A 23363-nucleotide genomic window follows, 5' to 3' on the forward strand; every position below is an offset into this window, starting at 1 on the left:
CTGTTCTGTTCTTCATGTCCTTGCAGGGAACGTGAAGGATCATCAGGCGGTGGCCGGTCTACGTCTCCTCGACACGCCGAGTCCACACAGGATCAGCACGGCCCACCGCCGCCGAGGTTAAAGAAAAAGCTAAGATCGTAAGGGCGAGGCGCCGTTGAGGCAGGTCGCGCACGATCTCGGGATCTCCGATACGTGTCTGCAACCGGTGCCTGAAGCTCGCCGATGTCGAAGACAGGATCCATCCTGGTGTCTCAGGCCCCGACGTTCGATCTCAGTTGCCGAGGGATGCGGCGGCCAGCACCTCGGCATAGCGCACGAGCGTCTTGACCGGATCGATGATCGGAATCGGCACCGTGTCACGGACTGACCCCAGTTGGCCGGACCAGAACGTGCATGCGACGAAGATGGCTTGGGCTTCGCCGTTGCGCCACAGGTGTTCGGCGATCGCTGGTCCCTGACCGTGGATGGCTGCGGTCATGTTCGCTCGGACCTGGCCACCGGTGACCCTGGCTTGGGTTTCCTGGTCGTGGAGTGTCGAGGTGACCTCGTCGGCCGGACGGATGACTGGAACCGGAGCGCTCGGGCCGAGCAGGTCAAGTACGCCGTAGTCCCGTGCCAGTCGGCGTATCCAGTTGGCATCTTGAGGAAGGTTCTCGCCCGGGCCCGATGCCACACCCGGGTACATGACCGAGAACCGACCAAAGGCAGCCGCGACGCGAGACGCCGCTTCGAAAGGGCCGGTGACGGGTGTCGGCACCAACGCCTTCGCCTCGCGCACGCCGGGGTCGGACGCGCAGGCGATGGCGATGGCGTCGAATCCCTCCTCGTGGCCACGGCGGACCGCCGCGAGTAGTGGGGACAGCAGCACATCCTCGGCTGGGAGGTACGCGCTCACCGGAAGTTCGGGAAGGTGACGCACTTCGACCTCGGTTGCTGGGGACGCCGCAGCGCGGGCGATAGCGAGATCATGCTCGTTGTGGAGGTCGGTGCCGCTCGGGCTGATGACCAGGATTCTCGGCATGGCGGCTCCTGTCGGAGTGGCTGGAACAGGTAGGGGTGACGACCGTGACCTGTGGGGTGCGACAGAGCAGATGTTGGCCTCGGTGAGCGGGCGTCTGTACACGCTCGAGCTGGATCACGGCTTGATGATGTCCATGACGACGGTGGTTTAGCAAGACAAAACATTGTTCACTGCTGCGTAAAGTGGGCGGTGTTCGCTGGTATCACCGCCCGCCGCGTAGATCGCCGTCTGCGACAACTCGCCCGAAGGAGGTAGTGCTCGATACGCTGCGTCAAGGACCTTGCTCAAGAGTTCTGCGCGCTCGGTTGCCGTCCCGCGTCGCGAAGCCACTCAGGTACCACCGCCTCGGCAACTTCGACCCACCTATACCGGATACGCCCTGCCCAGAAGCGGTGGCTCGGCGGGCAACTGGAGGCTGGGTGTCGACTACCGCTGCCTCATCGAAAGCCCGCGATGGCCACCACCGGCCCAGGCGCCGGCGGCCCGCGTGGCTGGCGGATTCCGCGTCGACCTGACGCCTTCCCCCGTGTGGTGCCCCACTGCCGTCGATGCCGTGCGCTCTGCCCACCAAAATCACTCGGCCGACGGCGAACTCGCCTGGGTTCCCGGCTGCCGACGGATCCGTACCGGCTGCTCGGGCCGGCGGCGACTGGCATCAACTGCGCCCGCTCGACGGTGCCGCCGACACCGCCGGTCCGCTGCAGGATCTGCCAGCAACCGCTGCACGGGGGCTGCGAGGCCTCGGCGCAGGGGTGGAGGCCGCTGTCTCCGCGGCGCCGGTCGGGGCGCGTAGGTCTTGATAGACCTCAGAGAACGTGCCTGTACGTCGACGGTCTCGCGTGGTGGTGGCGAGACGCCGTGGTGCAGGCCGCTGGGGCCACGATGACGCCCGCCGCCCAGGCCAGCGGCTTATAGAGTCGACTCCCACAACGCCCTGCCTCTCCCGCGGATGGCAGCCAATGCGCGAGGTTCAGCAGGCCGACCAGGATGACGACCGCACTCAGGTGGCACAGGAAGACGGTGAGCACGACTGCGTTCATCGCGACCACGGCCCGCCAGGGACGGGCACGGCGTAGCCATCGCTCGACCAGCGGGCGGGCGAGCAGGATCAGCCCGAGTTGGCAGGTGGCCAGGGTCAGCATGGCCAGGTTCAGCGGTGACGAGTTGTCCAACCGCTCGCCGGGTACGGTGATCATGCCGACCGGGTAGGGCCGACGACGGTGAGCAGCACCAGGTCGATCGCTCTGGCAACCTGCTAGGCCGACGGTTTGCCGGTGTCTCGGGTGAGGAGTGCCGGGGCGAACCTCGTCGCGGCCCGGCACCCCTCACCCGCTGGCCGATGAAAACCCGTGGAGGTGCCCGGCCAGCTACCCAACACCAAGCAACGTACCCCGCCCTTCTGGCGTCCGGGACGCGTTTCAGCAGGTCAGACCTACTGTTAATCGTCACTTTGTTTCAGTTGCGAGTCTTCCCCCTTGTGCTCCACTCGGCCCGCTGTCGTGGGTCGATCAACCTCATTTGATGGTTACCCGGGCGTTTCCAGCAACGGTCTTGCTCGTTGAGCGGATGACGTCGGTGGTGGGTTCGAGGGGAGCCGCATGGCAGACGACGAACAAGTAGACGGCAGTCAGCCCCACAACGCCCCACGCGTGCGGTCCGCGTCTGCTGCCGCCGGCAATGCCCGTCCCTATCGGACTACAGCGCCATCGGATCGGCTACGCGGCAACCGGGCCTCGAATCGCAGCAAAGCAAGGCAATAGGCGGGGTTCTGTCTCAGAGCGGCCGAACTGTCAGGCAGGACAAGACCGGCCTGACAGCATCTTGAGGGCAGCGGCGGCGGCCGCAAGCATGGGGGAGTAGTTGGCGGGGCTGCGCCCGTTCGGCTCGCTGACCCCGGCGCATCCGCTTCGGCGGTCCTGGTAGAGCTTCGGCATGCTCGAGCGGTCGGATGTGAGATCGCCCCTGGCCTTCGACGGCGGTCCGTCCACAGATCCACGCCGGCGTTCCCGGCTGTTCGGCGAGACGGATGTCCGGTCGACGTGCTTCCCGCCCGGGCGGATGCTCGACCGGGACGCCGGGCAGAGGCGCGGAATCGTCGCCGCAGCGTACGAGGCGGTAGTCCACGGGTGGGAGCATCGTTGCCTGCTGTGGCGGTTACCGAGATCGGGGTATGAGGACACCCGCCTGAGCCCGGGATCGGATCGCGGAGGTGACGGGCCGTCACATTAGCCTGATCGTGCCAAGCGCCCGCCGATGCGGCAAAGTCGCAGATCCACTCGCCGTCGTCGCCGAGGTGGCCGACCACGTCGCGGTGTCCACGTCCTGCTCGCTGCCGCATGTTCCCTCGTCGGGACTCGCCTCGTTGTGGACCTGCACCGGTGTTCGGAAGGTGTACGGGCCCTGCGGCTGGGTAGCCCGCGGACCGCGGGTGTCAGCAGAGGGAGCGGTAATGGGTGGCGAGCGGATTCCGGGTTCCTTCACGGAGCAGACGGCACAGGTCGGCGACGTCGCGATCAACTATGTTCGGGGCGGTCAGGGCAGTACGGTGGTGCTGCTGCACGGCTATCCCCAGACGTGGTACATGTGGCGCAAGGTTCTGCCGGAACTCGCCGAGCACTACACGGTCATCGCGCCCGACCTCCGGGGAGCGGGCGGCAGCGACGCCCCGGCAGGAGGCTATGACAAGAAGACCCTCGCCGGTGACGTGTACGGCCTGCTCACCCAACTCGGCCTCGATGACGAGGTCAGCATCGTCGGACACGACATCGGGACCATGGTCGCCTACGCGTACGCCGCCGCTCACCGCGATCACGTACGCAGGCTCGTGCTCACCGAGGCGCCCATCCCTGATCAGAGCCTGTACCAGGTCCCGTCACTGACCCCGAACGGGCCCGGCTTCTGGAACTTCGGCTTCTTCAGCCTCCCGAACGGCCTGCCGGAACAGATCGTGAACGGTCGCGAGGCCCTCTGGGTCGATCGGTTCACCGATTCGATAGAGGTCCAGAAGACCGGCATCGGCGATGACGATGTCCGCGAGTACGCCCGGCACCTGCAAGACGACGATCACCTGCGGGCCAGCTTCGACTACTTCCGAACACTGCCCCAAGACATCGCCGACAACGCCGAGTACGGCAAGACGAAACTGACCATGCCGGTACTCGCACTCGGCGCCCGAGCCAGCCTCGGCGAGGCGGTACCCACCCAGGTCGCGCAATACGCCACAACGGTAACCGGCGGCGTCATAGAAGACTCTGGCCACTGGATCTTCGAAGAACAGCCGACCGAACTCACCGCGCAACTCATGGAATTTCTCGAATAGGGCGTGGTCACGCTCGACAACGGGCAGGTACGACAGACTGCGGTGCAGGCGATTGCGTGGCAACGCGCCGACGACCCGGCACCCTGCCCTGGCTACGCGAACTCGCCACCACCGCCGACGACTTCGACGTCCGGCAGGCGGCAATGGAAGCAGTTGACACCCTGCGCCGCTCGGGCTAAGAACAATCGGCCATGGGCAGGTCGGGCTCGACCAGTAGGGCTGGACCGCCAGGCACCGGTTCACGTTCCTGGCCATGATCTGTACAGCACACGGACGAGCAGGCTGACACTGAACCGGAACCGATGGCAGCTCCGGCCTGGAGCAGCCGCCCTGGACCAGGTAGACGATCACGCTAGCCCGTGTTTCGTAAGGCGTCGACGGCCCGGCGTGGCGGTGATCGATAACTGAAGAGGGCTCCGGTAGGTGGTTTAGCGACCAAGCAAAAACCGAAGACCGGCCGGAAACCTCGTGCCGAGAGCAGCGGCAGCAATGCGCCCTGACCTGACCGACTCGCAGTGGACGGCACTGAAGCCACTCCTGCCCGCGTGGGAGCCTCACCAGGCAAGGGTCGCGGTACTGCTCGCCGGGTTGTGGTGGCCAGCCCGATCGACCTCATCCCCGAGTTCCTGCCGGTCATCGGCCCGTTGGACGACACTGTGGTGGTCGTGCTGGCGCTGAGGTACGCCGGCCGGCGGATCGGTGGCCGGGATCAGCTCGCAGGTGTGTCGTTCAGCGTTCTGTTTGCAGGGCTGGTCGGCGGTGGTCGCTGGGCCGCGAGCCGCGTACCCGTTTGAACGCCGCGCTCAGCGCGAACGCCCCGGAGTAGCCGACCCGCCGGGCGATCGCGTCGACGGTCAGGTCGGTGTCGCGCAGCAGCTCGACGGCGAGGGCGATCCGCCATCCCGCCAAATGGGTCATCGGCGGTTCGCCGACCAGCGCCGTGAAGCGGCGGGCGAACGCCGCCCGCGACACCCCGATCTTCGCGGCGAGCTCGGCCACCGTCCACGGGTGCGCCGGACTGTCATGCATCAGCCGCAGGGCGCTGCCCGCCCACGGGTCGTCCAGGGCGTGGCACCAGCCTGGGGCGCCGTCGAACCACCCACGTAGCGCCAAGACCAGGATCAGGTCCAGCAACCGTTCCAGCGTCAGCTTCTGCCCCGGCCGGTTGCGGGTCACCTCCTCGGCCATCGCTTCCGCCGACGGGATCGCGCTGCCGGAGGCGGGCACGACCAGGAGGGCGGGCAGGGCGTGCCGCAAGTGGTCGCCGAGCCCACCCCGGCGTTCGAACGCCCCGCTGAGCAGCACGGGGCCGCCGTCGGGGCCGTTGTCGTCCCGCCCGCCGCAGGAACGCGTGGGCCCGGTGCCGCCCGGGCAGTAGTCGGCCGCGGTGACCGTCCACGTCGGGACCGACGACGGGGCGTCGGCAACGACGTACGGCACGTCGCCGCGCACGACGGCGATGTCGCCCTCGGCGAGGCGTACCGGATCCCGCCCGTCGGCGACCACCCAGGCGTGGCCTCGCAACATCGTGGCCAGCATCAGCGAGGCATCGGTGGACATCCGCAGCGCCCAGGGCGGTCGCAGGACCGTCGGCCGGAACACCGCACCGCGGCCCCACACGTCCGCCAGCAGCTCGGAGACGACATCCACCGTGCTGAGTTTAGACGCGGCGACATCGGTCAGATCGTCCGAAGCATGGATCCTCGCGTCCCGTGCCGGTTGGCTCGAGCCATGAACCCACAACCGATCCTCGTCACCGGGGCCACCGGCAAGTCCGGCCGCCGCGTCGTCGCCCGCCTGCGCGCCCACGGGATACCGGTGCGCGCGGCGTCCCGCACCGGCGAGCACTTCTTCGACTGGACCGACCCCAGCACCTGGAACGCCGCGCTCGACGGCGTGCGCGCGCTCTACCTCGTGCAGCTCAACGGCAGCCGGCTCGTTCGCCCGTTCGTGGACAGCGCGGTGCGCCACGGAGTACGACGCATCGTCCTGGCCTCGGGCCGCGGCCTCGACGATCCCGACTACATCCAGGGCAGCGGCAGCATCCGGGAGGCGGCGCTCGACAGCGAATCCGCCGTACGCGACAGCGGGCTGGAGTGGACGGTCAGCCGCCCCGGCTGGTTCGCGCAGACCTTCACCGAAGGCATCTACGCCAACGCCGTCCGAGCCGGTGAGCTACGCCTTCCCGCCGGTGACGGCGCCGCCAGCTTCCTCGACGCCGACGACGTCGCCGCAGTGGTGGTCACCGCCCTCACCGAGGACGGCCACACAGGCCAGACCTACGAGATGTCCGGCCCAAACGCGGTGACGCTCACCGAAGTGGCAGCCACCCTCTCCGAGACCACCCGTCGCACCATCCGATACGTGCCACTGTCCAGGCGGGAGTACGTCGCCGAACTCGTGCAGCAGGGCGTACCGGCCACGAACGCCGAAGCGCTCGCCAACGCGGCCGACTCGCTCCGCCTAGGCAAGGACGCGCACGTGTCCGACGGTGTGCAGCGCGCCCTCGGCCGCCCACCGCGCACCTTCACCGAAGCGATTCAGGGCGGGTAGCCCTCCCGCAAATTCTGTATCTGTCGGACCATGCGGCAGAGGGCACAGGTCAATTGCCGGCCATCACCGCACTGGCGAGCTGCAACATCCTCTACGTCTGCGTCTACAGCGACCATCAGTACGGAGGTGAGGAGTTGGTCTTCACTACCTGCGGCCGAGAATGGAATCTCGGGAACGTCACCTGGGTGTCGAGCAGCCGCCGCCTATACCGGCTGTGAACCCGCCGCGACACCGCCGAGCAGTCGGACAACGGCGTCTATTCGGCGAACCTGTTGCTGACCAACGTGGCGACAACTCCGCCGATCTTGACGGAGACCTCCACCGTGCCGATCGTCCACGAGCTGTCGTTCCCATTCGGGGCGCCGAGCTCGTTCAGGACGGCGACCGGTAGCTTGTCCCGATCTTTGGGGTCGGGTATGAAGGCGACCATGTACAGCCTGTCTTCGTCATTGAAGCCGTACTGGGTGATTGCCGTGGGGACGCCGCAGAAGGATTCCGCACCCTCGCCGGTCCACCACCAGCCGCTGTCTTGCCGCTCGGCCTGCGGGAACCTGGCTTTGAACTCCGCGATATCCGCGCCCCAGGCAACGCCGTTCCAGCCCGTTGACAGCACACTCTTGACTGTCGCTGCCTGGTCTGGCCGACTCGCGCCTGGTTGATCCGATGCCGTGCGCGAGTTGCGATCGCGTCGAAAGAATGACATCCACCTGCCTTTTGTTCCTGCGAGGATGCCTGCGTCGTCTCGTACAAGCCCGGTCTTGTCCGGATCGAGTGGGTGCTCCACGGCCCCACTGGTTTCGGGTGTCGAATGGCTTCCGTTCGGGGTCCGATCGGGCAGCACGCTGCCTTCCGCAACGACAAATTCCGGCTGCTCGATGGTGATCGGAGGTCGCCCCATCGAGCGATGTAGCTGCGTGGCGATCAGTGGCATCCTGCTCGCGCCGCCTACCAGGAATACGCCGACGATTCGTTCGGTCGGGAGATTTGCGGATCGGATCACGCCTTCGGTGATGCGTACGGTCCGGTCTATCAGTATCCGCGCTCGTTGCTCCAGTTCCTCGCGCGTCAGTACGACATCCCGGTTGAGTAGCGGTACGGTCACCGTCACGCTTGCGTTACGTGAGAGTCGTTCTTTGGCGATCCGCGCCTCGTCACGTACGGCCAACGCGGCGCGCCGCTCTACCAGACTGGATGGATCGGCGAGGCGTCGCCAGCCGTCAGGCGGACAATTGGCCGCGAGCATCTTCAACACCAACTCGTCGATCTCAAGACCGCCGATGTTGTCGCGGCCTTCGAGCGCGAGTACGTCGAACGACGCGCCGGTTCGCTGCACCACGCTGACGTCGAAGGTACCGGCGCCGAAGTCGTAGACCACGATCGCCGAGCCGTCAGGTAACTTCTGCTCCAGGCGATCCGCGAAGTACATTGCCGCAGCGACCGGTTCGGGCAGGAGGCGAACGTCGGTCAGGCCGATGGCGGCTGCCGCGTCAGTGAGCGTGCGTCGCCGGGTTGCGCCCCAGTTGGCCGGGTAGGTGATCGTGACATCGTCAGGTGCCACGCCGATAGTTCGTTCGTACTCCGCCAGGACACGGGCCAGCACTGCGCCGATGGCCTGGTCGACCCGCACGATCCGCTCGCCGAGAAGAAGTTCGCCATCGTCGATCCGTCGCTTGGGGTTCGGCTCGAGGTTGCCCGGCCTGGCGCGCCCGTCACGCAGTGCGTCGGCGCCCACGATCAGTCTGTTTTCGGTGTCGGCCAACACTGCCGACGGTAGGAACGGCGATCCGTCGAAGAACAGTGGACGGGTCCGTCTGGCATCCAAATCGACGATGGCCACCGTCTGCGACGATCCGAAATCGATGCCTAGTTGGGTCTTGTCCGTCACATGTCCAGTGTAAACGGTGGCATCAACCCTTGGAGTCCGGTTGGTACTCTGCGTGCATGAGCGACGTATTCGAATTGGTGTTGAATTTGAACCTGCGTGATGACCTGACCGATGCCGAGTTAGCGTCCTTGCGTTGGTTCCTCGGCCTTGGCGTGCGACCAGAGAATCTGTCCATCCTCGCGGAGTCTCCGATTGCGATTGTCGACGGCGGCGAGGAGTCGCGTCCGGTGCTGGCCGGCCGTGGCGCCGCATGGAAGACCGGTGGCGCGCTCGTCTCCGAACTGGTCCGCCGCGGGAACCCGGCTGGTTGGGCGATAACGTCACGTCAGGAACTGCATCCCGACGAATTCGACGAGGTGCTGGCATTGTTGAGTTGGCTTGCCGACCGTGCAGACTACCCGTACCGGGATCACGACGGAACGGTCAGGTCCGGTGGCTGCGGCAATGTCGTCGGCTACCTCAGGTTCTATGAGGACGTCGATCCGACGGTGTTGACGATCCGGGGTGGGATCATCAGTTGGCCTTCCGAGTACCTCGGATGAAAACGTCGGTTGGTCAGGCCGCCACAATGAGATGCTTCTATAGTTGCCAAGTGGTGCTTGGCGCTGGGTGTGTGCTGGTCAGTGTGCGGAGGAGTTGCCTGCTGATGTAGCGGTTGAGGCTGCGCATGACCTCGCGTTTGGTGCGGCCTTCGGCGGTGCGGCGGGTGATGTAGGCGCGGGTGTGTGGGTCGTGGCCCATGCGGACCAGTGCGATGGTGTGCGGGGCTCGGTTGAGGCGTCGGTCGCCGCCGCGGTTGAGACGGTGTCTGGTGGTGTTGCCGGATGATGCGGGCAGCGGTGACGCGCGGCGAGTGCGGCGAACGTGGCCTCGGAGCGGACGCGTCCGGGGTGTGACCAGGTCACCGGGACGGGTGCGGCGACGACGGGGCCGACTCCGGTCAGTTCGAGCAGTTCCGGTGCTTGGGCGGTGACGGCCTTGGTGAGGGTGGTGTGGTTGTCGGCGAGTTCGGTGTCGAGGGCGCGGATGCGCCTGGCGAGCCGGACCGCTTCGGCGCGGCACGTGGTGATCGTCGGGTCCTCGGTGCGGGTCGGCCGAGGCCGGCCGGGCCGGCCGGGAACCGCATCGTCTGCATCGCCCGCACACCCGACCACGACATCGACCACCGCGTCCATCTCTACGGCGGAGCGAGCCGGCCGCACCGACGGTAATCGCTCAGGCGCGCTTTGTCGGCGGCAGAAGGGGATACGGACCGCCGGTACGGTGCCCGGTGATCTGGACTGTCCTGAATGGAGTGAAGCGGTGGGTTTCCGCCGCTCGGCCTACCTGCTTCGGAGGCGGTCGACGACCGCGATGAGTGGGATCTGGCGCTTCGTCGCACCCAGTCCGCGGTTCGAACTCGCGGTATCCCCTTGACAGGGGTACAGATCCCGTGAGTCCGGGCGTAGCTCGTCCGGCTGATGACGCGGACGTGGTTGTTGCTGGCCTGCGTCCGGCGGGTGTTTACCGGTGGACGGAAATCGATGGTTCACTGCTGTCATGTCAGAATATGAGCTCCTCGCGCAGCGGTTGAGAGAGACGGGCTTCCCGGTCACATCGCTGGTGGCGGTGACGGGCGGGTGCATCTGCGTCGCCGGGATGGCGTCATTGCGTGACGGCAGCCGGGTGTTCGCGAAAACCGAGACGGAGGCAGAGGCAGAGGCGGACTTGTTCGAGGTCGAAGCCGCCGGGCTGTCGGCGCTGCGCGACCTTGGCGGTGTACGGGTCCCGACGGTTATCCACGTCTCGCCGGGCCTGCTCGTGCTGGAGGCGCTGCAACCCCGCGACGATGGGCAGTGGTTCTGGGAGCAGCTTGCCCACATGGTCGCCGCGCTGCACACGTCCACCGTCGCCGGCCGGTTCGGCTGGCATCGCGACGGCTGGCAGGGCCGGATGCGGCAGGACAACACCTGGGAGACGGACGGGCACGCGTTCTACGCGCAGCACAGGATTCTGCGATGGCTGCCGGAACCTCTGGTGGAGGCGGAATTCGACCGCGAGGAGCGGCGAGCGTTGGAACGACTCTGCGCCGCGCTCCCGGAGCTGATCCCGCCGCACCCGCCGTCGCTCACCCACGGCGATATGTGGCCGGGGAACATCCTCGCTGACGGCTCCGGTGAGCCCGTGCTGATCGACCCGGCGGTGTCCTATACGTGGCCCGAGGTCGATCTGGCCGCGCTCTGGTGCTCGCTCCGGCCGCCGGAGTCGGAGCGGTTCTTCGCCGGGTACGAGGACCTCGCCCACCCCTTTGACGGTTGGCGGGACCAGGCGCAACTGCTGCGCATCTGGGACCTGTTCAGCGTGATCGCGCATGGCCTCGACACGTGGGGCGCTGCGGGTATCGTCCGCACACTGATCAAACCCTTCCGCTACCACACCACGAGCTGCGGCAGCGCGGCTTGACGTAACGCCGGTCAGGTACCGGCGATCAGGAGGCGCCGCTGGTGCCGGAACACCTCGGTATCTCGTTGGCTCTGCGCAGTTCGGCGTTCTCCTTGCGAAGCCGGCGTAGTTCCTCGGCCTCGACGGTCGTCGGCCGGTCGGACCGCTGGCCGTGATCAGCCTCGTCCTGACGGATCCAGTTACGCAATGCCTCGGGATGCACACCGAGTTGCTCGGCCAGACGCTTGATCACCGGTTTGGGGTCGGACTCCCGGTAGAGCCGTACCGCACGCTGACGAAGCTCGTCCGGGTACTTACGAGGGGCGGGCACGAAAACCTCCTGGTCAGGGCCTATCAGACCACGATCGAAAGTCTCCGAGCTATCGGGGGAACCTCAACTTGACAACTATAGAAGCATCTCATTCAATGACCGCGGTCATCAGGATGTGGATGATCATGCCCATGCCCAGCGGCATGATGTGCGTGTTACGGGCGGGGCGGTCGTCGTCGTGCGGAAACATCGCGACCCACTCGGCGTGTACCAGTGGGCGGTACTCGTCGGCGGCGAGGTTGAAGATCACCATCCCGATGTCGTCCGTACTTCCGCCGGCGTTTTCCACGATCGTGCGCATGTGCTGGAAGGCCAGTGCGACCTGGCGGGCCGGGTCCTCGGGGATGCGTTGGGTCTGCGGGTCCAGTCCGTGGATGCCGCTGGAGAAGACCAGTTGGCCGATCCGGACCCCCATCGGGATCGGCATGGTGCCGTGCGCGACTCCGGGAACGTCGATGACCTGCCGGCGCCTGCCCATCTCAGACCGCCACCAGGTCACGGTGGTACCGGTTGAGGCTCCGGCCGCCGCCCGGCGTGCAGACGAAGACGTCCTCGACCCGTGCGCCGACCCGACCGGGCCAGAAGATCGACGGTTCGATGGTGAAGGTCATGCCCTCCCGCAGTACCGTGTGGTCCTCATCGGAAATGAACGGTCGCTCGTGCGTGTCCAGCCCGATGCAGTGCCCTGTGCGGTGGCGGAACCAGTCGCCGTAGCCGGCGTCGACGATGACCTGCCGGGTGGCGTGGTGTACCTGCGCGGCGGTGTTTCCGGGTACTGCCATGGCGATCCCGGCGGCCTGTGCGGCGATCACCGTCTCGTAGGCCCGGCGGTACTCCGCACTCGGCTCGCCGATGTGCACCGTGCGGCCGAAGTCGGAGCAGTAGCCGTCGACGACGGTGCCGAAGTCGAAGGAGATTCCCAGCCCGGCGACGAGAGCCTTGCCGCTGACCCGGGTGGAGGCGTCCCGGCCGTCGCCCGGCCCCATCGCGAAGACGCCTGTGTCGAAGGACGGGGTACGCCCGCCGTGCATCCGCAGGAGCAGGTCGACCTCGCTGGCGATCTCCAGTTCGGTGACGCCCACCGCGACCTTCGGGGTGATCTCGGCCATTACCCGGTCGCAGATCAGGCTGGCCCGCTCCATCGCCGCCAGTTCCTCCGCGGATTTGATCCTCCGGAGCCCGTTCAGCAGGGGGTCGAGGTCGGCGAGCCGGACCTGGGGCAGCGCGTCGAGGATCCGTACCGCGGTCGCCCCGAAGGTGCGGGCGGCGATGCCGACCGTGCGCGGGCCGTGCTTGCGCAGCAGCCCGGCGAAGATCGCAGTGGCGTCGTCGGCGTTGGCGACGGAGACGACGTCCCCGTCGATCGCGGCCGGCAGGTTGAACGCCGCGTAGCCCTGTGGGATCAGGTAGACCGGTTCGGCGTCGGGCCGGAAGAAGGCACCGGCGATCCACTGGTTGGCGTACTCAGAGTTGCCGAACGAGGCGATCTTGCGGGGAAAGCCGGTCAGGTACTCCAGGTCACCGGAGGGCGGGCAGAAGGCGAGGTCGATGCCGTGCTCACGAAGGGCGCTGGAGAAGGCGGCCCGGCGGCCGGGGTGGTCGAAGCTGGACACGGTGTTCACCTCGTCCAGCGAGGGAAGACAGCCTGCGCGTTGTCGTGGAAGATCGCGTCGCGTTGGCCGTTGGTGAGCCAATCGACCGCCTCGATCACTGGTTTCAGATCGTCCAGGTTGCGCCCCACCTGCGGGTCGTAGCCCGAACCGATGCCGGGCGCTTCGGTGGCGAACAGGCAACGGTCCGGCCCGACCACCTTGAGCAGCAGTTCCAGTGCGTCCGGGCTGTACAGGACGGTGTCGAAGTAGAGCCGGCGCAGGCTCTCCTCGAACGGTTCGCCCTTCTTCTGGAGCCGCTGCGCGCGCCACCGCCCGATCTGGTACGGGATCGAGCCGCCGCCGTGCGCGACGATCAGCCGCAGGCCCGGGAAGTCGGTGAACACCCGGGACTCCACAAGGGACAGGATCGCGATGCTCTCTTCGGTGATGAAGTGGTTGGAGTACGACTCGCGGGGGTTGCTGCAGGCCGCGCTGTGGATCAGTGCCGGCACGTCCAGATCGACCATCTTCTGGTAGAGCGGGTACCACCACTCGTCGCCGAGCGGCGGGGTGGCGTAGTCGCCCTCGCCCGGGTCGGGGTTGATGACGCAGCCGACGAAGCCCAGTTCGGTGACGCACCGTTCCAGTTCGGCGACCACGTTCGCCGGGCTCACCCCGGCGGACTGGGGGAGGCCCGCGACGCCGACGAAGGTGTCGGGGTACGCCGACACCTGCTGGTGGATCATGTCGTTGACGTGCTCGGTGTACCAATGGACGATTTTGTCAGGTTTCTGGGAGTGCATCATTGCGAACGGGCGCGGCGAGATGAACTGCGTGTCGATGCCTAGTTTGCCCAGTAGCTCGCGGTGCGCGTCGGACGCCGTCAGCACCTCCTCGGCAGAGCAGGCGGGGCGTCCCTTGCCGTGGAATCCCTTGCTCGCGATGAGCTGGGCCTGGTAGGCGTACAGCGCCAGCGGCGCGCTGATGTGGCCGTGCACGTCGATGATCCGCATGGGGTCGAACGTAGGAACAGCCCCGTACGCAGGTCCAACGCAGGCTGCCGATGTGACCCATCGGCGAGCCCGATGGTAGGCCCTACGCTGCGAAGATGGCGGACCTCAGGCACTACCGCTACTTCGTCGAGATTGCCCAGCGGGGCAGCTTCACCGCCGCGTCGGCGTCCCTGCACGTGACCCAGTCGGCGTTGAGCGAACAGATACTGCTGTTGGAGCGGCAGCTCGGCTGCCGGCTGTTCGACCGGGGCCGGCACGGCGCGCGGTTGACCTCGCACGGCGAGGCCCTGTTCGACCAGGCCATGCTGCTGCTGAGCGTGGCCAACGACCTGGAGCAATCGGCGCGCTCGCTCCAGCGGCGGCAGAGCCGTCCGCTGCGCATCGGTGCGACCATGGGGCCGCTGCTGATCTGGCTGCCGGAGGCGCTGTCCAGGCTGAGTCAGGGTAACCAGCGACTGGACGTGCGCATCGAGGACATCACGACAGCGGAGATCTTTCTGAGGATCAGCATCGGTCAGCTCGACCTCGGTATCGCCAGCGTCGGTGACAGCGGGCTGTCTGTCGGCTCCGGTTCCGGTGTGGAGACGCACCGGCTCTTCGAGGACGACTGGGTGATCATGGTGCCGGCCGGGCACCCGTTCGCCGAGGACGTCGCGGTGCCGCTGTCCGCGCTGCGGGACGAGCAGTTGATTCTCTTCCCCAAGTACTCCGCGCTGCGGATGGTGCTCGACGAGTTGTTCACCCGTTCCGGGGTGTCCCTCACCCCGGCGATCGAGACCGGCTGGCTGGAGATGGCGGTCCGCTTCGTCGAGGTGGGCATGGGGGTGGCGGTCGTGCCCCGGGCGGTGACCCTGCTGCCGTACCGGGACGTGCGGGTGGTGGAGATCGACGAGGCGCACGTACCGCGCCGCGTGCTGACCGCGTTGTACCGTTCCGACACTCCGCGCCGCGGCACCATCGAGAAGCTGCTCAGCCTGGCCCGCGATCACATGCCCTCGGACGACACCTGGCCGGCCCTGTCCGGCAGCGCCTTCACCCCGCTGCACACCTCGTCCGATGACGGGTCGACTCGGCGGTGATTCCCGCGCCGCGGGTTACCCGCCCATGACGACGGAGGTCGGCTCGGTGAGGAACGCCCTGCTGAACTCCCCGCCCTCGCGCCCCACCCCGGACCGCCGGTAGCCGCCGAACGGGGCCCGCCAGTCGCGAACCCCGAACGTGTTGACCCACACGATGCCGGCGCGCAGCCGCGCGGCGACCCGGTGTGCCCGGCCGGTGTCGCCGGTGAACAGCGACGCGGACAATCCGTACACCGAATCGTTGGCCAGTGCGACCGCCTCGTCCTCGGTGTCGAACGGGGCGGCGACCACGACCGGGCCGAAGATCTCCTCCCGGTGGGCGCGGGCGTCCGGGGCGAGCCCGACGGCGACCGTGGGGCGTACGAACCAGCCGTCCGGTCCGGCGCCGCCGGTGACGATCTCGCCGCCGTCCACGGCGACGGTCTCCAGGCAACCGAGGACCCGTTCGTGCTGTTCCCGACTGACCAGCGGGCCGAGCGCGGTCCGTGGGTCCATCGGGTCGCCCAGCCGCAGTTCGCGTGCGCCGGCCACGACCGCGGTGAGGACGGTGTCGAAGACCTCCCGTTGGATGTAGAGGCGGGTCGCCGCCACGCAGATCTGTCTGGAGTTGCCGAACGCGCCACGCACCGAAAGCTCGGCCGCCCGGTCCAGGTCGGCGTCGGCGTCGGCGAAGATGATGTTGGCGGCCTCGCCGCCACACTCCATCTGCACCGGGGGCAGCCGGGTGCCGGCGGCCGCGGCCACCGCCGCACCGGCCGCGCTCGAGCCGGTGAACGTGACCCGGTCGGCCAGCGGGGAACCGACCAGGCGCTCACCCACGCCACCGGGACCGTACCGGTGCACGACATTGAGTACGCCGGGCGGGATGCCGGCTGTCAGGGCGAGTTCGGCGATCCGGGTCGCCGACTCGGGGGTTTGCTCGGCTGGTTTGAGTACCACGGTGTTTCCCCAGGCCAGAGCAGGTCCGATCTTGGACACCGCGAGAGGCACCGGGAAGTTCCACGGGGTGACGGCGACGACCACGCCGGCGGGCGGGTACCTGCTGTAGATGTGCAGGCCGTCGTCGCGTGGATAGGTCGAGGCGGCCGACAGCCGAACCAGGTCGGCGTGGTCGCACAGCTCCTGCGCGGCAGCGCCGATCTCGTATCCGGCCACGGCGGCGTACGGCTTGCCGGCATCCCGGGTATCCCGCCGGGCCAGCTCGTCGGCGGGTGCGTCGAGCAGGTCGGCGAGTCGGTGCAGCGCGGTACTGCGCCGTGCCTGCGGCAGCTCGGGCCAGGGTCCGTCGTCGAAGGCGCGGCGGGCGGCGGCCAGCGCGGCGTCGGCGTCGGCGTCGCCGCCCAGGGCGACCCGCGCCCACGGCGCCCGCCCGTACGGGTCGATACTGGCGAACGTCTCCCCGTTGGCGGACGGCACGAGGTGGCCGTCGATGACATGGGTGATCTTCTCCATCGAACGTCACGCTAGGACCGGTGACGGGGGCGTCCAACCGGTGGCGGCGATCGAAGCCATCGGGTCCGCCGATCCGCGCCGTTACGGTGGCCGGATGCGACTGGATGAGGCTGTCTGTCTGGTGACTGATCCGGGTGGGGCGATCGGCGCGGCCGTCGCGGCCGAGGTCGAGCGCGCCGGAGCCCGGGTGGTGGGCGTCGACGACCTGTGGAGTGCGGCGGGGCGGGCCCGCCTCGCGACCCTCGACGGGGTGACCCACGCGGTGTTCACCGGCGCGCCGAGTGTGGCGCTTCCACTGGCCGAGGTGACCGAAGCGGACTGGGACCGGGCCGTGACCGTCGGACCGGTCGCCGCATTCGAGCTGCTGCGGGCGCTGTGCCCGCGGCTGCCGGCCGGCGGCGCGGTGGTGACCGTGGTGTCGGTGGCGGGCAAGTCGGCGCGGAATCCGGAGGTCACCGTCTACAGCGCGGCCGAGGCGGCGGTGTTGTCCCTGACCCGTTCGTTCGCCAACGCCTACGCCGCCGCCGGGGTGCGGGTCAACGCCGTGTGCACCGGCGTCATCGGCACCCCGGCCAATGACGCCTACCTGCGCGAGGTGGCCGCCGGGCGCGGGGTGGGCGTGGCCGAGTTGACCGCTACCCGGCTCGGTGCGGTGCCGATGGGGCGGACCGGGACGCTCGCCGAGGTGGCCTCGACGGTGCGTTTTCTGCTGTCCGCCGACGCCGGCTTCGTCACCGGCCAGTCGATCAACGTGACCGGCGGCTTCCAGCAGCAGTGAGCGGTGTCCGCCCGGCCGGTCGGGTGACCCTGGTCAGCGCGTACGCGCCGCAGCCCGCCGCCGCGTTCACCGCGATCACCGCCCACCAGGCGGGCCCCACGCCGCCCGCGGCGAGATCCATCAGCACGGCGGCCACCGCCACGCCCATCGCGCCGCCGATCCGGTTCACGATGTTGATCTGGGGGGCGGCGCTGGACACCTCCGCCGGCCGGATCGCGGCGTAGGCGGCGGCCTGTAGCCCGACGAACACCATCCCGGTGCCGACGCCGCGGACCACCAGGAGCGCGACCAGCGGACCACCGGGCACCCGGCCCGGCCAGATCGCCATCGGCAGCGTGGTGACCAGCATCGCGAGCAGCCCCCAACCGGCGGTGCGGGCCGGGCCGAACCGGTCCATGGTCCACCGGGCCAGCGGCATGGCCAGTCCGGCCCCGGCCCCCTGGGCGGCGAGCAGTGCCCCGGCGGTGGTGACGCTCATCCCGCGTAGCGAGAGCATCTCCAGGGGCAGGACGATCATCGAGGCATAGAACGTGAATCCGAACAGGGTGTGCGTTCCGAGCGCCAGCGCGAACGGCCGGCGCTGATACATGCCCAGGTCGAGGACGGGGCGGGCATGCCGCCGGGTGTGCCGGACGAACAGCGGCAACAGCACCAGCCCGGTCCCCACACAGGCCGCGGCGGCGAGCCGCCAGGCGAGATCCTGACGGGCCACCGAGGAGAGGCCGAAGACGAGCGTGGCGACGCAGACCGCGCCGAGTAGCGCGCCACGCCGGTCCAGCGGCTCCGCGCGTTCCGCCAGGGGCGTCGCGGGCAGCCACCGCAGCGACGCGGCCAGGGCTGTCAGGGCGACCGGAGCGGACAGCAGGAAGACTCCGCGCCAGCCGAAGGCGCCCACCATCAGCCCGCCCAGCGTCGGACCGAAGACCGGTGCCACCGCCACCGGCGCGCCGCTGACCACCAGGGCCCGCCCCATCTGCTGTGGACCTGTCGTCCGGGCCAGCAGCATCTGGCCGACCGGCACGATCAGGCCTGTGCCGATGCCCTGGACCGCGCGGAACGTGAGCAGTGCGGGCAGGTTCCAGGCCAGGCTGCAACTGACCGACCCGAACGCGAACAGCAGCAGTGCGAGCAGCCAGATCCGGCGTTCGCCGTGGCGGCGGACCGCCCAACCGGCGATCGGCAGCACACCCGCGATCGCCAGGGAGTAGCCGGCCACCACCCAGCCGACCGCGGTGATCGAGGCGTCGAGTTGGAGCGCGAGGTCGGGGACGGCGATGTTCACGACGGTGGTGTCCAACACCACGATGGTCGAGCCGAGCGTGACGGTGTAGATGACCGTCTTCTTCACGGGCTGTTGCTCACCGCAGCACCCGTCCGCCGTTCGGTCCGAGTTCGGGCGGTCACCTCGGGTCCAGTCCGAACAACCGGGCCGCGTTGCCGTACAGCACGTTCGCCAGTACGTCGCCGGGCAGGTCGAAGGACAGGTAGCGGCGGACCGTCGCGTCCACCGGGCAGAACGGGTAGCCGGTGGCGAACAGGAACCGGTCGGCGAGGAAGGTCCGCATGGCCAGCACGTAGTCCGGCTCGCCCGGCAGGCCTGGAAAGTACACGTCGGGCAGCATCCACACGTTGGGTCGGCGGAACGCCACACCCAGCGCGGCCTGCGTCAGGGGCCACCCGCCGTGCACGTTGACCAGTGGCAGGTCAGGAAAGTCGATGGCCACCCGCTCGAACCGCGCCGGGTCGCTGAACGTCAGGTCCGGACCGGTCTCGCCGCCGCCCATCAGCAGCACGGGCAGCCCGATCGCCTGGCACGCCTCGTAGACCGGGCGGATCGCCGGGTCGTCGACGTAGGCGGGTTCGTCGGCGATGCCCGGTTCCAGGACGACGGCGCGGGCGCCACGCTCGCGCAACCGGGCGATCTCCTCGGCGGCGCCGACGGCGAACGGGTCGACGGCGGCGTAGGGGAAGAAGAAGTCCGGGTGCTGCGCGCAGGCGTCGAAGACCGGCTCGTTGCCCTGCCCGCCCCACCACCTGTTGGGTACCCGGGCGGGCAGTCCGGCCCGCACGATGCCGGCGTCGGCGCATTCGGCGAGGTAGCCCATCAGGCTCGGCTCCCGCATGCTGGCGGTCGGTTGCCAGCCGCGCGCGCGGACGTTGCGCAGGGTCCGGTCGAGATTGACGTAGGTACGGTCGGCCAGGAACGCGGGGACCGGTGGCCGGCTGCGCGCGTCGATGATTCGCATGATCAGGTCCGCAATCCGTAGTGGGGTCGCTGGTGCGGCTCGATAGCCGGCGGGTCGAACAGGTGGGTGGCGTTGCCGCCGAGCTCAGGACACTCGGACGGCGACCACCGCGGGCAGCCCCGCGTGGGTCTGCCGCAGCCCCTCGCCCAGCGCGTCGGCCACCTCCCCGGGGTGCTCCACATAGCACCCCCAGCCACCGGCGGCCCGTGCCTCCGCCGCGTAGTCCGGTGGCGGTTCGAACACACCGCCCGGAAAGCCCGCGCGTTCGGCGTACCCGCCGGGGTAGAACTGGCTGACCTGCCGGGTGCCGGTGCTGTACCGACCGTTGACGAACACCACCGCCAGGTACGGAGCGCCGGCCTGCCGGGCGGTCCACAGCGCGGCGTCGGGCGACCCGAACCGGTAGAAGCCGTCGCCGGCGGCGAGTACCACGTCCCGGTTGGGCGCGGCGAGTTTGGCGCCGAGCGCCGCGCCGGAGCCCCATCCGCCGCCGCTCCCGCTCTGCGCGAAGAAGCTGCCGGGCCGCTCGCCACGGTGGTGGGCGCGGACCGCCGGGGCGTTCGAGACGGCCTCGTCGAGCAGGATCGCGTCCGGGCCGAGCAGGCGGCCCAACTCGTACGCGACCCGCCGCGGGTCGACCGGGGTGCCCGTCGCGGCGAGCGCCTCGGCGTCGCGCCGGGCGTCCAGCGCCGCGCGTCGCCGGGCGCCCTCGGCGAGCCGGGCGTCCGCCGCGCGGCGGGTGGCCGGCGTGTGTGTCGCGGCCACCGCCGCGCGCAGGGCGGCCAGCCCGTGCCGGGTGGTGCAGGGGATTCGCAGGTCGGCTGGGTGCTCCACGACGGGGATGTCGGCCACCAGGACGTCCCGGCCCAGCCAGGCGACGGTGGCCCCGGGACCGGGGGCGTCCGGGCCATCGTCGGGCACCCAGGGGATGTGCCGGTCGATGACAAGGACCACATCCGCCTCGGCCAGGGCCGGGCCGGTGTCCAGCATCGGGTGACGGGAGGACAGGTTGAGCCGCTCCCGCCAGCCGGTGTCGGTGACCCAGGCGCCGCACTCCTCGACCAGTGCGGTGAGCAGCGGAACGGTCGCCTGGTCACGGCCGCTGGCACCGGTGACGATCATCGGGCACCGGGCCGCGGCGAGCCGGCCCGCCAACCGGTCGACGGCGGGCGGGTCGGGGTGGGTGGGGGTGGGCAGGCCCAGTCGCTCGAGGTCCGGATAGGGCAGCGCCGGCCCGCGGGCCATCACCACGTCGCGGGGCAGGGTGAGCAGGGCGGCGCCGCACGGCTCGCTGCGGGCCACCTGTAGCGCCCGGCTGACGACGAGGCCGGGGTTGTCCGTCGGGGACAGTCGCCAGTCCCACTTCAGGTACGGGCGAAAGATGGTGCGCTGGTCCACCGGCTCCTGAAGCCAGTAGACGGGGTGGTCGCGGGCGCCGCGCCAGGTGCCCGGCGGCGCGGTGGGCGGCGCGCCGGCCAGCACCAGCACCGGCTCACCGCAGCGGCGGGCGGTGTGCCAGGCGGCGCCCATGTTGAGGGTGCCGACGTCGGCGTGCGCGGCGACGGCGGCCACTCCGCCACCGGCCATCGCGAAGCCCATCGCGGCGTTCAGCCCGACCGCCTCGTGCAGCACCGGGACGAGCCGGGGTGCGGGCAGGCCGTGCGCCTCGCGTCGGGCGATCTCCTCCTGGAAGACCATCACGTCCGACCCGGAGGCGAAGAAGAGCACCCGGACGCCACCGGCGACCATCGCGCCGACCAGCGACTCGGCGACCTCGGTCAGGTCCTGTCCCACATTCACCTCATCACTGGCTGGTTGTCGACAGCACCGCACGGCATGGCGACGGTGAACCCCGTGCCGTCGCGGCCGGGCGCGGCCCTCGGCGACGGGCCCGGGTCAGGACTTCAACCGGGCGAAGTAGAAGCGCACCATCACGTTGTTGTCCATCGGCTCGTACTTGACGTCCCACTTCTCCAGGACCGGCTGGTAGATGCTGGGCCGCATGAGCCAGACCGCGACCTGGTCGGCGATGATCTCACCGAGGATCTCGTGGATGATCTCGGCCCGCTGGTTCTCGTCCTGGACGGTGCTGACCGAGGCGGTCAGGTCGTCGACCTTCTCGTTCGAGTAGTAGCCCCAGTTCGAGCCGCCCTTGTCCGCCCAGGCCGAGGTGACGTAGGCGCTCTTGAGCATCGCGGTCGGGTCGTTGGTGACCATGTTGACCGAGAGGAGGGCCAGGTCGTGCGCGGTCTCCGGGTTGCTCTGCAGCGAGACCATCTGCGGCCACGGGACGAAGGTCTGCTTCAGCGTCACGCCGAGTTCTTGGAGGTTCTGTTGCAGCAGCGTGCCGAAGAACTCGGCCCACGCCAGGCCCTTGATGCCCAGGTAGCTGACGGTGAACTTTCCGTCCGGGTAGCCGGCCTCGGCGAGCAGGCGCTTGGCCTGGTCGAGGTCGCGGGCCACGTCGGGGTACGGTGTGCCGAGCTTGCCGGCGTTGGCCGGGAGCGGGCCGTTGGCCGGGTACGCCTTGCCCTTGAAGTAGTCCAGATAGGACTGGTAGTCGAAGGCGAGCGCGATCGCCTTGCGTACCCGCACGTCGGCCGGTGGGCCGCTGGTCTGCTGGTTGAAGAAGACGGTCCGTACGCCGTACTGGGTCTGCTGGATCGTCTTGACCCCCGGGCACGCCGCGGCCTGGTCGGTCTGGTCGGGGCCGATGCCTCCGATCATGTCCACCTTGCCCTGGCACATGAGCTGCACGGCGGTGGTCGCATCCGGATCGGTGCGCAGGGTGACCGAGGTCGGCGTGCCCGGCTCGAACGGCCGCCAGTACTTGTCGTACGCCTTGAAGCGGATCTCGTTGGCGGTGTGCGAGACCAGCGTGTACGCCCCGGCCCCCGCCTCGTTCGTGGCGAACCAGTCCTTGGCCCACGGGTCGGCGGCCGTCTTGTGCGTGTCGATCGCCTTCTTCGACACGATCGGTAGTTTCGGCAGGATCCCCGGGAAGAACACGTCGGGCTGCTCGAGGGTGAACACCACCGTCCTGGTGTCCGGTGCGGTCACCGAGGCGATGTCCCTGGCCAGGTTGGCCGGGCCCTGGTTGATGGCCTGGATGCGCTCGATGCTGGTGCGTACGGCCTCGGCGTCCACCGGCGAGCCGTCGTGGAAGGTGGCGCCGTCGCGCAGGGTCAGGGTGTAGGTCCTGCTGTCCGCCGAGACCTTCCACTCGGTGGCGAGCGCGGCCTGGACGGTGATGCCGCCCGGCTCGTACTCCAGCAGGCTGTCGTAGGCCTGCCGGACGTACAGCGTGCCCTCGGAGGAGAACGCGATGTGCGGGTCGAGGGTCTTGGTCTGCGCGATGTTGGAGAACACCGCGGACACGTCGCTGTGGGCCTGGTCGGACGGGGGTGCGACCTCGGTACAACCGGCGACCAACGTACAACCGAGCAGGGCGACCATGGCATGTCGCAACTTCATGACGATTCCCCCAACGAGGCAGTCCCGTGAGCGGGTCAGCGGGGCTCAGAGAATTCGATCTCGAAAGGTGGCCCGGCGTACGGGGTCACCCGGCGCGGCATCGGCGACCATGGCAGTGGTGGTCGTCCGTGCGTTTGGGGCGTGCTGTGTTCCGAGGCTAGTAACCCGCCGTTCGCGCAGTCCAATAGCGCCCTCCGAT

Annotated in this window: 21 protein-coding genes and 1 pseudogene; 8 read left to right on the plus strand and 14 right to left on the minus strand. The window is 68.9% G+C overall.

Annotation, left to right across the window (positions count from 1 at the left end):
* Nucleotides 1-271: 271 nt before the first annotated feature.
* A complete protein-coding gene (locus AB0M79_RS34855; protein ID WP_364222617.1) occupies nucleotides 272-1021 on the minus strand; it encodes an aspartate/glutamate racemase family protein in 750 nt (249 codons plus the stop codon).
* Between the two features lie 968 nt (nucleotides 1022-1989).
* A pseudogene (locus tag AB0M79_RS34860) lies at nucleotides 1990-2232 on the minus strand (acyltransferase); the annotation flags it as partial.
* Nucleotides 2233-3470: 1238 nt separating this feature from the next.
* Between AB0M79_RS34860 and AB0M79_RS34865 the strand changes: the two are divergent.
* From AB0M79_RS34865 to AB0M79_RS34875, 3 genes are all read left to right on the plus strand, one after another.
* A complete protein-coding gene (locus tag AB0M79_RS34865; RefSeq protein ID WP_364222620.1) occupies nucleotides 3471-4340 on the plus strand; it encodes an alpha/beta hydrolase in 870 nt (289 codons plus the stop codon).
* 56 nt (nucleotides 4341-4396) lie between these two features.
* Nucleotides 4397-4519, plus strand: a complete 123-nt coding sequence (locus AB0M79_RS34870; protein WP_364222623.1) for a hypothetical protein — start codon at nucleotides 4397-4399, stop codon at nucleotides 4517-4519.
* A 414-nt stretch (nucleotides 4520-4933) separates the two neighbouring features.
* Nucleotides 4934-5134, plus strand: coding sequence for a DUF1232 domain-containing protein (locus AB0M79_RS34875; RefSeq protein WP_364222626.1), 201 nt, complete (start codon nucleotides 4934-4936; stop codon nucleotides 5132-5134).
* Here the strand turns inward: AB0M79_RS34875 and AB0M79_RS34880 are convergent.
* Entirely contained in the window at nucleotides 5070-5990 is a 921-nt protein-coding gene (locus AB0M79_RS34880; RefSeq protein WP_364222629.1) for an AraC family transcriptional regulator, read from the minus strand. The two genes, AB0M79_RS34875 and AB0M79_RS34880, sit on opposite strands and share 65 nt — an antisense overlap.
* A gap of 81 nt (nucleotides 5991-6071) precedes the next feature.
* On the opposite strand from AB0M79_RS34880, the gene AB0M79_RS34885 reads away from it, so the two are divergent.
* Nucleotides 6072-6893 (plus strand): NAD(P)H-binding protein, encoded by an 822-nt coding sequence (locus AB0M79_RS34885; RefSeq protein WP_364222632.1) that lies wholly within the window; start codon nucleotides 6072-6074, stop codon nucleotides 6891-6893.
* A 256-nt stretch (nucleotides 6894-7149) separates the two neighbouring features.
* Here the strand turns inward: AB0M79_RS34885 and AB0M79_RS34890 are convergent, their stop codons facing one another.
* Nucleotides 7150-8778, minus strand: a complete 1629-nt coding sequence (locus tag AB0M79_RS34890; RefSeq protein ID WP_364222635.1) for an Hsp70 family protein — start codon at nucleotides 8776-8778, stop codon at nucleotides 7150-7152.
* A gap of 56 nt (nucleotides 8779-8834) precedes the next feature.
* Here AB0M79_RS34890 and AB0M79_RS34895 point away from each other — a divergent pair, with 56 nt between their 5' ends.
* Nucleotides 8835-9320, plus strand: coding sequence for a hypothetical protein (locus AB0M79_RS34895; protein WP_364222637.1), 486 nt, complete (start codon nucleotides 8835-8837; stop codon nucleotides 9318-9320).
* A 37-nt stretch (nucleotides 9321-9357) separates the two neighbouring features.
* Here the strand turns inward: AB0M79_RS34895 and AB0M79_RS34900 are convergent, their stop codons facing one another.
* Entirely contained in the window at nucleotides 9358-9924 is a 567-nt protein-coding gene (locus tag AB0M79_RS34900; RefSeq protein ID WP_364222639.1) for a transposase, read from the minus strand.
* A gap of 393 nt (nucleotides 9925-10317) precedes the next feature.
* Between AB0M79_RS34900 and AB0M79_RS34905 the strand changes: the two genes are divergently transcribed.
* Nucleotides 10318-11220 carry a fructosamine kinase family protein gene (locus AB0M79_RS34905; protein ID WP_364222641.1) on the plus strand — a complete coding sequence of 301 codons (903 nt, stop codon included), beginning with the start codon at nucleotides 10318-10320 and terminating at the stop codon, nucleotides 11218-11220.
* Nucleotides 11221-11245: 25 nt separating this feature from the next.
* Here the strand turns inward: AB0M79_RS34905 and AB0M79_RS34910 are convergent, their stop codons facing one another.
* The 4 genes from AB0M79_RS34910 to AB0M79_RS34925 form a co-directional block, all read right to left on the minus strand.
* Nucleotides 11246-11530, minus strand: a complete 285-nt coding sequence (locus AB0M79_RS34910; protein WP_364222643.1) for a transposase — start codon at nucleotides 11528-11530, stop codon at nucleotides 11246-11248.
* 88 nt (nucleotides 11531-11618) lie between these two features.
* Nucleotides 11619-12008, minus strand: a complete 390-nt coding sequence (locus tag AB0M79_RS34915; protein WP_364222645.1) for a Rid family hydrolase — start codon at nucleotides 12006-12008, stop codon at nucleotides 11619-11621.
* A gap of 1 nt (nucleotide 12009) precedes the next feature.
* Nucleotides 12010-13143: a Xaa-Pro peptidase family protein gene (locus AB0M79_RS34920; RefSeq protein ID WP_364222647.1), complete on the minus strand. Its 1134-nt coding sequence runs from the start codon at nucleotides 13141-13143 to the stop codon at nucleotides 12010-12012.
* A 5-nt stretch (nucleotides 13144-13148) separates the two neighbouring features.
* Complete coding sequence (locus AB0M79_RS34925; protein WP_364222649.1) at nucleotides 13149-14135, minus strand: amidohydrolase family protein; 987 nt, start codon at nucleotides 14133-14135, stop codon at nucleotides 13149-13151.
* Nucleotides 14136-14230: 95 nt separating this feature from the next.
* Between AB0M79_RS34925 and AB0M79_RS34930 the strand changes: the two genes are divergently transcribed.
* Nucleotides 14231-15214, plus strand: a complete 984-nt coding sequence (locus AB0M79_RS34930; RefSeq protein WP_364222651.1) for a LysR family transcriptional regulator — start codon at nucleotides 14231-14233, stop codon at nucleotides 15212-15214.
* A gap of 15 nt (nucleotides 15215-15229) precedes the next feature.
* Here the strand turns inward: AB0M79_RS34930 and AB0M79_RS34935 are convergent, their stop codons facing one another.
* The gene (locus AB0M79_RS34935; protein WP_364222653.1) at nucleotides 15230-16666 is read right to left on the minus strand and encodes an aldehyde dehydrogenase family protein; all 1437 of its coding nucleotides are present in this window, start codon (nucleotides 16664-16666) and stop codon (nucleotides 15230-15232) included.
* A 94-nt stretch (nucleotides 16667-16760) separates the two neighbouring features.
* Here AB0M79_RS34935 and AB0M79_RS34940 point away from each other — a divergent pair, with 94 nt between their 5' ends.
* A complete protein-coding gene (locus tag AB0M79_RS34940) occupies nucleotides 16761-17444 on the plus strand; it encodes an SDR family oxidoreductase (protein ID WP_364222655.1) in 684 nt (227 codons plus the stop codon).
* Here the strand turns inward: AB0M79_RS34940 and AB0M79_RS34945 are convergent.
* The 4 genes from AB0M79_RS34945 to AB0M79_RS34960 form a co-directional block, all read right to left on the minus strand.
* On the minus strand, nucleotides 17413-18792 hold the full coding sequence (locus AB0M79_RS34945; RefSeq protein ID WP_364222657.1) for a DHA2 family efflux MFS transporter permease subunit: 1380 nt from the start codon (nucleotides 18790-18792) through the stop codon (nucleotides 17413-17415). The genes AB0M79_RS34940 and AB0M79_RS34945 overlap by 32 nt on opposite strands.
* 52 nt (nucleotides 18793-18844) lie before the next feature.
* Entirely contained in the window at nucleotides 18845-19690 is an 846-nt protein-coding gene (locus AB0M79_RS34950; RefSeq protein ID WP_364222659.1) for an amidohydrolase family protein, read from the minus strand.
* Between the two features lie 84 nt (nucleotides 19691-19774).
* A complete protein-coding gene (locus AB0M79_RS34955; protein ID WP_364222662.1) occupies nucleotides 19775-21484 on the minus strand; it encodes a thiamine pyrophosphate-dependent enzyme in 1710 nt (569 codons plus the stop codon).
* Between the two features lie 102 nt (nucleotides 21485-21586).
* Complete coding sequence (locus AB0M79_RS34960; RefSeq protein WP_364222665.1) at nucleotides 21587-23164, minus strand: ABC transporter substrate-binding protein; 1578 nt, start codon at nucleotides 23162-23164, stop codon at nucleotides 21587-21589.
* Between the last annotated feature and the right edge of the window lie 199 nt (nucleotides 23165-23363).

It is taken from the genome of Polymorphospora sp. NPDC051019 (assembly GCF_040683055.1).
GTDB classification, from domain to species: domain Bacteria; phylum Actinomycetota; class Actinomycetes; order Mycobacteriales; family Micromonosporaceae; genus Polymorphospora; species Polymorphospora lycopeni.

Bases quoted from the DNA above. Each gene is read 5' to 3' on its own strand.
- AB0M79_RS34855 (WP_364222617.1), bottom strand. From the start codon at position 1,021: ATGCCGAGAATCCTGGTCATCAGCCCGAGCGGCACCGACCTCCACAAC.
- AB0M79_RS34865 (WP_364222620.1), top strand. From the start codon at position 3,471: ATGGGTGGCGAGCGGATTCCGGGTTCCTTCACGGAGCAGACGGCACAG.
- AB0M79_RS34885 (WP_364222632.1), top strand. From the start codon at position 6,072: ATGAACCCACAACCGATCCTCGTCACCGGGGCCACCGGCAAGTCCGGC.
- AB0M79_RS34895 (WP_364222637.1), top strand. From the start codon at position 8,835: ATGAGCGACGTATTCGAATTGGTGTTGAATTTGAACCTGCGTGATGAC.
- AB0M79_RS34905 (WP_364222641.1), top strand. From the start codon at position 10,318: ATGTCAGAATATGAGCTCCTCGCGCAGCGGTTGAGAGAGACGGGCTTC.
- AB0M79_RS34915 (WP_364222645.1), bottom strand. From the start codon at position 12,008: ATGGGCAGGCGCCGGCAGGTCATCGACGTTCCCGGAGTCGCGCACGGC.
- AB0M79_RS34925 (WP_364222649.1), bottom strand. From the start codon at position 14,135: ATGCGGATCATCGACGTGCACGGCCACATCAGCGCGCCGCTGGCGCTG.
- AB0M79_RS34930 (WP_364222651.1), top strand. From the start codon at position 14,231: ATGGCGGACCTCAGGCACTACCGCTACTTCGTCGAGATTGCCCAGCGG.
- AB0M79_RS34935 (WP_364222653.1), bottom strand. From the start codon at position 16,666: ATGGAGAAGATCACCCATGTCATCGACGGCCACCTCGTGCCGTCCGCC.
- AB0M79_RS34940 (WP_364222655.1), top strand. From the start codon at position 16,761: ATGCGACTGGATGAGGCTGTCTGTCTGGTGACTGATCCGGGTGGGGCG.
- AB0M79_RS34950 (WP_364222659.1), bottom strand. From the start codon at position 19,690: ATGCGAATCATCGACGCGCGCAGCCGGCCACCGGTCCCCGCGTTCCTG.
- AB0M79_RS34960 (WP_364222665.1), bottom strand. From the start codon at position 23,164: ATGAAGTTGCGACATGCCATGGTCGCCCTGCTCGGTTGTACGTTGGTC.